Origin of the sequence: Paenibacillus segetis (assembly GCF_014639155.1) — a bacterium.
In the GTDB taxonomy this organism is placed as follows: domain Bacteria; phylum Bacillota; class Bacilli; order Paenibacillales; family Paenibacillaceae; genus Fontibacillus; species Fontibacillus segetis.
Genome location: NZ_BMFT01000001.1, coordinates 2,323,782 through 2,336,705, shown reverse-complemented (window position 1 = coordinate 2,336,705; position 12,924 = coordinate 2,323,782). Strand labels below are relative to the sequence as shown.

Genomic DNA, 12,924 nt, shown 5'->3' with positions numbered 1-12,924 from the left:
GTACATGAAACCAGTCGTCAGAGAGCATATTCAACAATTGGATGTATCGCTTGGCGGAGGTATTGTCAGTGATAAAATCCGGGTAGATACGATTGATAACCCGATTCTCATTATCGGTCTTGGAGGGACGGGGATCGATGCCCTGCTCCGCTTGAAGTACCAAATCAATCGCCGCTTCAAATTACCGGAAGATCCACTTTCCAAGAAGAAGCAGGAAAAGCCGGACAATGTGGAGTTTCTAGCCTTTGAAACGAATGAACAAGATCGTACGAAGCGGTATAAAGGAATTGGACTAGATCCGATCAATGAATTCGTATTGCTATCCAATGCAGAAATCGGCGGGTTATTGCAAAATCGTAGTATCTTGGAGCCTTATATCACAGACTGGTTATCACCAGAGCTAAGCATTACTGATGGTATGAACGGTGCAGCTGGCGTTCGTCAAGCAGGACGACTTCTGTTATTTACAAAGATCAATCAAGTTGTGCAAGCGATCGATAAGAAAATCAAGACCCTATCCGTAGGTACAAACAAAAAGTTGATGGTATTTCTATTAACCGGTTTGTCCGGTGGTACAGGAAGCGGATGTTTCCTCGATATTGCCTATATTGTTCGGGGAATTATTGAACGCGATCACGGATCTGCCGGGATCGATCGGGTCAATACACTCGGTTATTTGTTCACACCTGATATTAACTTGGCCAATAAGAGCCTTAGCGAACACACGCGTGAGTACATTAAGAAGAATGGCTACGCTGCACTTAAGGAACTAGATTACTGGATGAATGTTGATAATCGAGGCGAGCGTTTCAAACAGCAATACGGCAATATTTTGACGGTGAATTCTCCACTTCCTCCATTTAATTTGTGTCATTTGATTTCAGCAACGAACACGGAAGGTAAATTGCTTGAAAATGCTTATGATTACTGCATGAATGTGACAGCGGAGAATATTACAAACTTTATGGCGAGTGAAGAGAAGCAGTCTGGTGAAGAGTTCGCGATTCATGATTACATTAGTAATATTCGCACCAATATTGCGCAAATGAACAAGCTGTATCCTGCTAACTACGAATATAACATCATTGGTGCTTCCTCAGCGGTTCTACCGATTGAAGAAATGACTACGTATTTGGCGTATCGTCTCTTTGACAAAATGGATAAAATGTTCCAAAAGGCTCCGTCACAAGAGGATGTTGAGAAGTTTGCTCGTAAGCTAGGAATTGATTTGGATACGATGGAGAAAACATTTGAATCTAGGGTGCCAGAGCCACTTCCTGGATATCAGAACAGCGAACGACTCAGCTACAATAATGTGATAAAAGCACAAGTCGTGAACATTGATACGGAACTTGAACAAAACTTCTTGTCCCGTGCTCGTGAAGAATATATTAAAGCTAAAAAACAACTTCCTGGTGAAATTGTAGCGCAGTTCAGCGACCAGATTCGTCGATTGTTCCTACATCCAGAGCAAGGACCTTTCTATGTATCACGCTTAATCTATACGGAAAAAGGTTTCTGTCTGTTGAAAATGCTACTATCTTACATCGAAACACTTCGCGAAAACCTGCTTCACATTCCACGTGATATTGAAGCAGCGCAGGATCAAGCTGCTGAGAAGCTAGGCGATGCGAAGAGTGCGTTTGTATCCAAAGATAAGAAGAAGAACGTATATATTGAAGCAAAAATGAATGAATATTGGCTTCATGCGGATGTTGAGCGGACGGAGCAGCTCATCGAGTTCTATGAGGACTTATATGCTCTACTTAATGCTGAGAACAACCGGATATACAGTGTATTCACAGAAATATTGAATGCACTGAGCTCCATCTTTGCTAAGAACGGCGATATTTTGACTGCTGGTGAAGAACAGTCAGATCACAAAGGCAACAAGACATATTATTGGAACCTTGTCAGTGTTCCGGATATTTCAAAAGTTGTCAACAATCTGATGGATCAGAAAGATGTAGATGACCTGATCCGCGATTTCTCTACTGAACTGTTGAATAACTCCAACCAATGGGTGAAAGAGCAAGAGATTGATATTGTCTCGTCGATTTCTGAGTTCCTGAGCGAGAAGTTTGGGGATTTGATTACGAAGTCGATGGAAGATTTCTTGGTTATCAAATACGGTCAGGATGAATCCATCGATAAATTTGTTGAGCGATTTATCGCTGGTAAATTGGATGAAGAAGCCATTCCTGTATTCCACCTTGCGAACAGTACGGGCAATCTGCACTTCCCATCATGGGGGTTTGTCTCGGTTCCAGTACAGGCGCCAAGCATCCTGAAGGGAATTCGCAATTACCAGAACAACGCTGTTGGGAAATCACACTTTACGGTGAAGGAAAGCCAAGTGAAAAACCGGATATTCTGGTTGAATACACGTAACGGGGTACCGCTCTATGTCTATACTCCGCTGAAAGTTTATGAGGAAAGCTATGAACGGACGATTCTTGATAAAGAGGGAATTGGACGTCACTTGGTACAAACAGATAAGAATAACTGGACGTATCTACCTTCGCCGATCCCGGAAAAATCATGGGGTGACGTATACGTAAATGAGCGTGTAAAAGGATATAACGCCAGAGTGCGGGAAGAATTCGCACGTGCACGAGCACTGGGTGTGGTTGTGGAGAAAGGGATCGATCAGAATACGAGTACACGCTATGAAGTAGTATTCACTAGATCTTTCGATTTGAACTCGAAGCTCCAGGCTTATGATATGCGACTAGACAATGCTAAACCGAATTTGGGTGAGGTGAAGAGAGCGGTAATAGAATTAAAGCGTCTGCTCTCCGAGGGTCTAGAGCGCGAAGGGGTTAAGGATATATTTGGTAGTATTAATGAAGACCTCGCACAAGAGAACCTTATTCGTTCACCTGAACTGATTGCTCGTGTACGTACAGAACTTAGCAAATACGAAGCGATCGCTGCTATGGTGACCAAATTAGAAACCGTGCTTGGACAATTCCAGGATGAAGAGAATTTGCTGGAACAGTTCATTGAATCACTTTATACCGGTACGATCACGAAGAAGGGTGCACTATATGTGTATGACCGTGATGCAGAAGAAGAGGCTTGGGAGCCGTTCGCTAACCTAATGAAGAGTCGTAGTTACGTCGAGTTTGAAGTGTTCACCCATTTCCGTGGGTTAGAAGAGAAGAACCGGGCAATATTGCTTCGTAAGACTTCACGTCGTAGTGCAGAATTAACGGCATTAGAGAATATTGAACCGTTGTTAGCAACGTTGAACGAATTAAGCGATAACTTTACGGAGGCACGCGACACCTTAGAATACGAAAAAGTAGAGCATGCAAACGGTGAAGAAATGTATCAATTCTACAAGCAAGTGGCGGCTAAGCTGAATGATATCCGCAGAAGGTTGAAATAATGGCAGCGGCGGAGGTCAAAATCAGAGATCTGCTGGAGCGTTATGCAGTAGATTATGACCGCGCAGAAGAGCGCCTCAGTGGTAAAGGCGATGACCAAAGTAGCATTCATTATCCTGCGCTCTTTCTGTTTATCGGTGATAAGTCGACTGACGCAGTCCAGCAAGTTATGGCAATGAATCATAAGAAATGGGATAACAGCAAAGGCGTCATGTATTTTCATGTTAAGAGCGATAAAGCTCCTACAAAGGTGTCTACAGCGGATGGTACCCAAGGGATGCCATCCCCTTTGACCGAGTTTGTAATTGCTGAGCCTTCCTCGGAGTCTGCGAAGGGGAAGACCATACGACCTGACTTGTACCATGAGTTTCAACATAATGGAAAAGGACTTTATGAGTTAAATATGGCGCTGCATCAAATTAGCAGTGCCATATCACAATACGGACGCTTGTATGCTTCATTTGATCGCATTCATATCTCAGTCATTACGCGGGTCGATGACCCGCTAAATGTATTGGTGCCAGAAATCACTCTTCTAGCTGGAGCTATTCTGAGCCAATCATTCAAGTCGGTGCAAAGCGATTTGTACGCTTTGATCAGTGAACGGGAGAGTACGGGATATTCTAGCGGAGTAGGTCTTGCCTTTTTGCGAGAGCTAGATTATTTACAGGGACCCTCATATACGTATACTGGCAATCTGCGAGTGACCGAGGAAGGGCTGTCGATTCCTGTACATCATCCTCCTTCACCACTATTTGATCTTGTATACTTGCTATCTGATAAGAATGAACTTGGTATGACTTCTTATAACGACCTGCATAATTGTTATGAAATAATTAGCCATGTCAGTCTGTTGAAGAATCGCAAGCCAAGAGAGCAGACCTACAGTGCGAGTAATGCAAGCTATAACAATACTTCATTCAAAAATAACTTGATGACCGAATCGGGAAGACAAGGATATGTAACTGCGGGCTTTTCCAAAGTAAAACGTCCACACGAGCCGATTGCACTTACAGTACTCTACCATTTCTACCGTGGTCTATTAGAGCGGATGAGAAAAAGCTCCTCTCTTAACGTGAGTCAAAGACTTGATTTCTTTGGAGCAGGTCCATCAAGCATTTCTTCGATGGCAGAGGTTGTTGTTCCTCATGCAGATGGCCTTGAAGAGATGCATGGTCTGATGACTAACGATATCAGTTATGCTGCTATTCGGGGCATGTCGTTGTATGAGGCCGAAGAAGCGATATTCGGTAGTGGTGCGGGTGCATTCTTTCATGCTAACTATGAAGAAGCTGCCTTGAGAGGACTTGATCGTATTGATGTTGCTGAGAATGTCGCGAGAGCTGTCCAGCAGGGATTGAAACATCATGACGATATCAGTTTATTCCATGTCAGAGACTGGAGTGACGAAGGAAATGTGCAGGAAGGGATCATTTCCGGGTTACAGATGCTAAGACGTGAAGTAAGCGCAGAGCTTGAAAAGGCTAAAGCTACGTTGGAGGGGCTCCGAGAAGGGCGAGTTGAAGATCAACCTTTTCAACGTGTCCCACTAATGGATAAACATAATTTACGTGGATTCATTCGCTATTTGTTTGGAGTCGTATATACCAAAAAAGTCGAAATTGTTAACTTGGAAATGAAGCTGAAGTTATTATTACGGTATGAACAGGAACTTGAACGTCTGCATCGACTTTATAAAGAACGAGCTGGGGAATTAGAACGGCTTGAGGCTTGGCTGAGACAGTCCGCTATAGATAGCATTTCTCGAACGGATGGATACATCGGTCAGAATATTATGGAGTATTATGAAGCTGTGACCGAGAGCTTGATGGTGCAGTTAGAGAGCAAGCGTGGACAGCACATCTTTTTTGAAGAGAATCAGCTAGGTGCGCCCATGAAACTCCTTGATCATGGAATGGAAGCTTTGACCACTAGGTTAATCTCAGTATGTCGTAATTTACTGTTAAACTCGCCTCATTTTGACCAAACGTTTGAAGAGGAGCTACTACAGCGTTCCAATGTAACAATTGACTACGATAATAAAGCGGTTCTGTCGAAGGACGAATTGTTTAAGCGGCTGTATCATACGCTGGAAGATAATGCTGCAGTGCAGCTCCGCCTGTATGATTACACGCAAGAACATCGATACGTGGAGAAATATTTATTCGGGGATTTTGACAGTGAATTTATTTCTTATGTCTTCGCTGCGGATGAAACTTCCCGTCTGTACAGATTAGGCTGTGTGCATGAGAAGCGTAGCAGCGGGGTGGAGAAACTAAATTTAATGGGCGGTTTTCACCCAGAGGATTTGCTATATTATCGTAACGGTAAAACGTACTATGAAACGTATGTTAACAATGGTTATGAGTTCCACGGCATCGACTTGGAGCATCTACCCAAACTAAGGTAGCGACTAACCGGGAACGAAACAAAAATATTAGTCGAAAGGAACCAAGGACATGCAACGTATAATCAATGGGCTCATGCTGTTGTTCAGTTTGATCGGAGGCGCTGTTGGATTTGCCTTCGGCGAGATTTGGCTGCATAAATTTTCGGGAGAAATGCGGGCGGTGTTCCTGATCGGTTGTTACTTCGGGATCATCGCTCTATGTATCGGATTTGCTTGCTTACTTGCTGAGATGATCTCTCCAAAGTTGAGTGGTTCATCTTGGCGGCAACGTTATATGAGTACATCGTGGAAGATGTTGTTGCCTGCTACGTTGATCTTGCTGATGTTAGTAGGTACAGCATTAGAATTTCTGTATGAGTTAAATATTGGAGGGCAAAAGCCTATAAAGGATATTGTCCTGATTATTGATAACTCTGGAAGCATGCAGGAGACAGACCCTGATGATGCTCGTTACGAAGCGGCGAAGAAGTTAATTAACAACATGGACAGCGACAAGGAAGCATCGGTTATTCTATTTAATGATTCTGCGGAGATACTACAGCCTTTCGTTCGTTTGAATAATCAATCTACCAAGGATCAAGTGATCTCTCAATTGGACGGAATTGCTTCAACTGATGGCGGGACCAACATTGGTTTGGCCTTGGAGGAAGCGATGAAACAAATTCAGTCGCAGGAAGGGTCAAAGCGTGGATCTATGGCGATTCTGCTGTCGGATGGATTCAGTGAAGTGAACACAGAGCAAGCGCTTGCCGATTATGTCAGCAGAGGTACCATTGTAAATACCATTGGGCTTGGCTTGACGAATCAACAAAGTTCGGGACTCTTAGAAGACATAGCAAGTCGCACGGGCGGACGATATTATGATGTATCTGACTCAGCGAATGTGTCTATGGTATTTCAACAAATTTACGACAACATCGATGATCGTACTCTGGTCACAGAGCGGACGGGTACGACGGAGAATAGCACTTATTATATGGTGTTGCGTATATTCTTTATCCTCTTGATCGGTGCAGCACTAGGTTTATCGCTTGGATTGCTGTTTGACAATCGCTATTTGGCACGAAGCTTCAGCGTAGGTGGAGCAGTTGCTGGACTTATTGCAGGCTTATTGTTGGAATTCGGTCTAAACGGTTCTTCCTATCAAGATGGGGTTACCCGGTTGTTGGCCTGTCTCATACTAGCTGCGGTAATTGCGATGTTTACACTTATCGTACCCATGAAAGACAAGGGTGCTGGTCTTACGGGACGACGCCGGAATGGGACTGAAGAAGGTACGGGTGGTGGGTTCAACCCACGCCGACGTGATAATAAAAGTAAGGGATTCTAGTATCGGAGGAGCGAAGCGAGATGCGGTTTATAGAACCGGAAGACGATACCGATGCCATTACCGAATTGAGTTACAAAGTCGGTGAAGATATCTGCAGCTTATGGTGGCGCTGGCCTGAAGGAATTCAGGCCGTATATATCCGTAAGGTAGCCGCTGGCCATAGCTCAGATTTACCGACATCTCTAGACGGTCTGAAGCTGTATACAAGGGAAGAATATAAAGCGAATAATGGCTATCATGAGCGAATTGATCTTATTGGGCAATTCCTCTACATTGTCTATGGTGCGAAGAGACAAGATGGCGAGATGATGTTGATAGAGCAGCATGATGGAGTGAATTCTATTGGGGTCAGCACAGGCCGATCAAAAATTAGATATTCGATTCGTCATAAAAGTGGGTTGCTACGTAAATTTAAAACGGTGAATATTTCCGTTACAACGGAATGCGAAGTGCCAAGCGGGGTTCTCTGTTATGTGAAGAAACAGGGAGGATATCCCACTAGTAAGGAGGACGGAACGCAATATCCGTTCCTCCGTGATTTCGCACCCGGCAGAAACATATTACCTGCAATTGAAGTAGGCAGGGATGACTTTGTACGTTTGTTTTTTACGGACGGTCGTAAGTTCGGGCAGTTCTATGAATTGCTACCGGAGTAAGAGGAGGAAATAGGAATGGGTATTTTCGATGTGTTTAGGAAGAAGCCTCAAGCCGCAGAGCGGCCGCTGTTTTATGATATTGTATGTCCTTATTGCTTCAGTAAATTTTCTCCAGATGAGGTCGTATTCCGGGCTACTCACCATCGGGAAGATGATGAGGATTACGCCTTAAGTGAAGATGAACCTCTCAATAAATATCGAGAACGATTCGGTTTGGATACCGTTTATGATATGGAAGCTATCCTTTATCCACAAGATGTGCCAGAGGAGCATCGAATTTATACCGATCATGTTGTTACGGGCCTCAACGATCGTTATGGGATGATCACGCGTCGTAGATTATGCCCGCATTGTCATAATGAGCTTCCAGTGACCGCTGGTAAGGTACCAAGCAATATTATTTCGATTATCGGTGCATCTCAGGTAGGTAAATCCGTATACATGACCTCCTTGATCCACACCTTGCAAAATACCACGGCGGAGAATTTTGATGCAGCCTGCATGCCGCTAAATGCAGAGATTAGTCGTAAATTCCGTACGCTGTATGAGGAGCCGCTATTTGAACGTGGAGATTTATTGGCGTCTACGCAAAAGGAACGGATGCAGGAGCCGTTTATTTTTCAATTCGTGTTCAAAGATGAGAGCAAACCTCCGTTAACGCTGGTGTTCTTTGATGTTGCCGGAGAAGGTATGGTAGATCAAGACTATCTAGGGTTACAGGGACAACATATCAAAAATTCATCAGGTCTATTATTCATGGTCGATCCCCTGCAAATCCGCTCGATCCGTGAGAAGATCCACATCAATATGGGTGATAAGCCAGGTGAATTTGTATCTCAGTATGACGAGCCACGTGATGTCGTGTTGACGATGTTTGGTGACTTTATCGCATACGAGGATAAGGGGAAGACGGATATTCCAACAGCCGTCGTATTGACCAAAAGTGATATGCTGCATTCTCTGAAAGACGAGGACGGCGAATATATCAAATCGAATAGTAATATTTTCAACAATGTGGTGCATCGTAAAAATTTCAATATCGACGAATTTCAAAATATCGATGGAGAAATCCGGCGTTTTATTGAAAAAGTTGACCGTCCGTTTAAGGGAACGATGGATGTATATTTCAAGAATACTGCTTATTTTGCCGTATCGGCACTAGGTAGTAATCCTGTAGATCAGAAGCTGCAAGGCGTGGTTAGCCCGATTCGGGTTGACGAACCGTTTATTTGGCTGCTCTATCAACTAAACTACATCGAGGGGAGAGAAACCCATTGAAGCTAAGCTCTCTCCCCATTCAACAACAAATATATACACGGGAACGGCGTGGTCTATTCCGATCTACGGAAGGTTTTGACACGGTAGCTAAATCAGAAGGACTTGATGCTTCGTTTATCAAAAAAACACTTCATCCGTTTTGCGCATACGATGCTCCTACAGAGCTTACTACGCGCGGTGAGAAGGATGGGGCGCTTTATCCAGAAGCGCTTCATCTGTTTCATACAGAAAGTGGCGAAACGGTACTGGGGCGTAGTGTATATCAACCAGCAGATTTTACTGGCTTGCGGAGCGCATTCTTGACCCATAACTACGTTATCCCTACGAATCGATCTGGTGAAGTTGTGAGTGATTATCGTGCGTGGTTCGGGGCTATATTTTCCAAGGAATATGATATAGCTAGTGGTAGTGAATTACCTGAATTGCACGAGCTACCTCATCCAAATCTTGCGGAATCAACAGTGATGTCCACTTGGAGAGCATTGCTGGACGAGCTCAGAATAGATGAGCAGATATTTAAGCAATTGTTATTAGCTGTCATGACCTCCTGTGGGGAAGGTCGCAAAAAAGTATACGTGTCCCTAGACGTACCACCGGAGCAAATAGATGAGCAAGCATGTCGTTTGTTAGAACTGCTCTATGCTGTTCTTCCTTATGAATTTCGGAGACGGTTAGGATTCATTACGTATGCCAAGGAACCGCAAAGCCGCAAGTATGTTCATCTTCAGTTTGTTGAAAGAGGAAGCTTAAGAGTTACGGATCGAAGTCTGGACAAAGAATACACCTTTGATTTGGCTACGGGGCGCTCCACACAGATAGATTTGGATGGAAGACAACCTTATCTTGATTTTGTGTGGCATCATTTGGAACAACAAATCTCGCTAGAGCCTTTTCTAGAGTTTGCCGATGAAATGCTAAAAGGGATGGGAGTACGGAAAACAGCGGTATCCAGTTACCATGAACTTGCCATATTGTATCAGATCGAACAGGGGAACTACCGTTTGTTTGAAGTTGATAAAGCAAATGTACTCAGTGGACTATTGGAATTCTTGAAACCTGAAGGTGCACTTGATACGAAAGAAAGACTAAACGATGTGCTCATGGGTCTATTTGATCGTGAGTTTGATGAAGTGCGCCAAGGAATGCTTCCAGATCAAGGGGTCGCCAAATGCTTCCGTGATTATTTCCATATTATTACTACAAATGGTGTGGATGGCAGCGAAAAAGTTAAAATCATAACTTATTTTATCCGAGCTGTGAACAATACACTGGCACATCAACGTAAGGATTTGGCGACATCACTATATGAACTGATTGAAGGAAGTCCCGGGCTTAAAGCGGATTTCTTTGACACGGTATTAAAAAATGAAGGTTTGGCTCGAATGTTGTTTGAGCCTTATATCCAGGAGAAGTTTTTAAGCCTCCAAAAGAGTAAAAATGTGCTGAACTTAGTTCAAAGCTGGGCGACCTCTCACCCTGAAGTGCTATATAACGGTCCTTTTCAGGAGTCAGCTCAGATTGCTTTAGGGAGAAAGTTACGCGACGAACCATCTCTTCTGCCTGCTGTAAATGGTGTACTTGAAGGCATTAGTAAGTTGGAAAAAGAGTCTCAACAGTTAGGGAATGGACGAGCATTCGCTGCTTCCGCGATATTGGAGCAATTGCGAGCTACGACTCTACGAGTATTGCTGAGCGAGATTGACTTGGAGAGACTCACTAGAGAACAATTACTAACTGCAGACTTCTTAAAGCAAGGCAAGGGATTAGAGCTAGGCAAGGATCAGACAGAGCAACGACTTCGTAGTAATGCAATGGTGTTATCTTCTGCTTATCAATGGTTTACCGAACCGAAACCTGATGAAGCGATCTTTAACGGTCTGTCATTACAAGAAATCGATACTGTCCAGCAGTTAGGACGTAAATGGTTACAAAGTGAGATCACTGCTAACCAATTTAACAAACTGGCGCTTGTTTACTACAATGAGACAGAGACTGGATTTGTAGAGTACAGTGCCTTGCTGGACTATCTACGAAAAAATGCTACAGACAAAGAAACGATCTATGAGTTTTTACTTTGGTCCCAGGGGCATCCCTATTTTGCTCGGCCACGTGGACTCGTGCCCGCTTACTCTGCGGCGATTCTGGCTTATTTTAAAAAGCATGATCGAAATGCTTTTAAGAGCCGCGATTACCGTAATAGATATTTCTCCAAATCCTCTGCAGCTTTGGAACAGGTGTTTGATAAAGCTCGGTTCGAGCTCTCTTCACCACTGGTTCAGTTTATAAGTCGTAATCAGAAGAAGCTGATTATCAGTTCAAGCGTAGTTCTACTTGCTGTGGTCGTGATCTTGGGATGCTTGTTAACGTTGCAAAAGATTGGAGTATTCGATCGTGGAACAGAAGCAGCACCTCCAGATATTTCAAGCGGTGGTATTGGAAGTAATGTTCTTGAAACGGTGATCGTATACGCTGAGCAGATAGCTGTAGGTAGTGCAGCAGATGACGAACCCGTAGATCATGAGAAGAATAAGGTGCCTGATGGGGATACAGCTGATCTAAATAACAAACAGAGTGTTGATCCATCAGAGAAACCCCAAAAAACGAATAACGTTGATGACAATCAAACAGACCCAAATACTCCTGATGACGGATCAGTTAGTGAAATTGGTGTTCCTGAGGAGATGACACAGCTTGTGTTTCTGTTCCAGGAGGAGTCAATGAGCCGTACATTTGATCCTAGCACGCTATACGTAGAGATTCCTGGACAAGAGAAACAACAGTTTGTCTTGATGGATGTAGGACCGGGAAATGTTGTGGATAGTGGACAAGCTGAGTACCCGTGGAAAGTTGTTGTACCGTTAGGACAGAAGTTGTACATTCCAACAGGCAGCATGGTTACGGTCCAAGACAAGAGGTACGCCATTTCAGAGTGGAAAGTATCGCAAAGTGGAGCTTTGTCTACGGATGATGATACTCCTCTAGGTAGCGAAACGCCTGATCCTAATACAACGGATCCTAATGCTACGAACTCTCAAACAAATAACAACAAAAAATAAATAGAATTCATCTATCGATGAAAATTAGTTGTCTGAAAGCAAGCCACGATCGACCAGAAAACACAAAACAGCGATTATCCATGAATGGATAATCGCTGTTGTCATATTTTCGGTTATTCGTTATAACCATCAACAATGAGTTCAAGTCCACCCGTCAAAGAATCGATCAACATACCATGAATAGGGACTCCTGGTGGTAATAGTGGATGCTTCTTGACTATTTCTACCGTGCGGATAACCCCTTCTTTTTCATTGTCGAAACCGCGTAACCATTTTTTTAATTTGATCCCTGAGTTCTCAAGCGTGCTAAGAACATCCTCTGAGATGCCCTTGTCTTTCATCGAATTAATCATATGGTCGGAATTGAGCGCCGCCATACCGCAACCTGTATGACCGATAATGTAGACTTCCTCTGCATTAAGTTCATAAATAGCTACTAGTAGACTACGCATAACACTACCAAACGGTTGGGAAATGACGGCCCCGGCGTTCTTAATAATTTTAGCATCGCCGTTACGTAAATTCATTGCTTTCGGAAGTAATTCTACAAGTCTGGTGTCCATGCATGTCACGATCACCATCTTCTTCTGTGGGAATTTATCCGTTATATAGCTCTCATACTCCTTATCGGCAACAAACTTCTGATTGTAATCCAAAATCGTTTGAACTTGGCTCATACTTGTCTACCTCCTTATCGGTTTGTGTAACATTCGACTCTTTTGAGTCTACTAAAAGAGTCAGCCTTTTAGTATTTTTTAAACATAATCAATCTAAATTTTAAAATGTTTAAAAAAAAGTCTGT

Annotated in this window: 7 protein-coding genes; 6 read left to right on the top strand and 1 reads right to left on the bottom strand. The window is 43.5% G+C overall.

What is annotated here, in order from left to right; genetic code table 11:
• The first annotated feature begins 4 nt into the window (after positions 1 to 4).
• From IEW05_RS10870 to IEW05_RS10845, 6 genes are read left to right on the top strand one after another with little or no spacing between them, the layout of a single operon-like run.
• On the top strand, positions 5 to 3,394 hold the full coding sequence (locus IEW05_RS10870; RefSeq protein WP_188538577.1) for a tubulin-like doman-containing protein: 3,390 nt from the start codon (positions 5 to 7) through the stop codon (positions 3,392 to 3,394).
• Complete coding sequence (locus IEW05_RS10865) at positions 3,394 to 5,802, top strand: tubulin-like doman-containing protein (RefSeq protein WP_229753334.1); 2,409 nt, start codon at positions 3,394 to 3,396, stop codon at positions 5,800 to 5,802. Before IEW05_RS10870 ends, IEW05_RS10865 begins: the two co-directional genes overlap by 1 nt.
• 49 nt (positions 5,803 to 5,851) lie before the next feature.
• Positions 5,852 to 7,132, top strand: coding sequence for a vWA domain-containing protein (locus IEW05_RS10860; protein ID WP_188538576.1), 1,281 nt, complete (start codon positions 5,852 to 5,854; stop codon positions 7,130 to 7,132).
• 20 nt (positions 7,133 to 7,152) lie between these two features.
• The gene (locus IEW05_RS10855) at positions 7,153 to 7,788 is read left to right on the top strand and encodes a beta-mannanase (RefSeq protein WP_188538574.1); all 636 of its coding nucleotides are present in this window, start codon (positions 7,153 to 7,155) and stop codon (positions 7,786 to 7,788) included.
• Positions 7,789 to 7,803: 15 nt separating this feature from the next.
• Positions 7,804 to 9,066: a hypothetical protein gene (locus IEW05_RS10850; protein WP_188538571.1), complete on the top strand. Its 1,263-nt coding sequence runs from the start codon at positions 7,804 to 7,806 to the stop codon at positions 9,064 to 9,066.
• Positions 9,063 to 12,122, top strand: coding sequence for a GAP1-N2 domain-containing protein (locus IEW05_RS10845; protein WP_188538569.1), 3,060 nt, complete (start codon positions 9,063 to 9,065; stop codon positions 12,120 to 12,122). Before IEW05_RS10850 ends, IEW05_RS10845 begins: the two co-directional genes overlap by 4 nt.
• A gap of 113 nt (positions 12,123 to 12,235) precedes the next feature.
• Here the strand turns inward: IEW05_RS10845 and IEW05_RS10840 are convergent, their stop codons facing one another.
• Positions 12,236 to 12,799 (bottom strand): beta-class carbonic anhydrase, encoded by a 564-nt coding sequence (locus IEW05_RS10840; RefSeq protein ID WP_188538567.1) that lies wholly within the window; start codon positions 12,797 to 12,799, stop codon positions 12,236 to 12,238.
• Positions 12,800 to 12,924 lie beyond the last annotated feature (125 nt).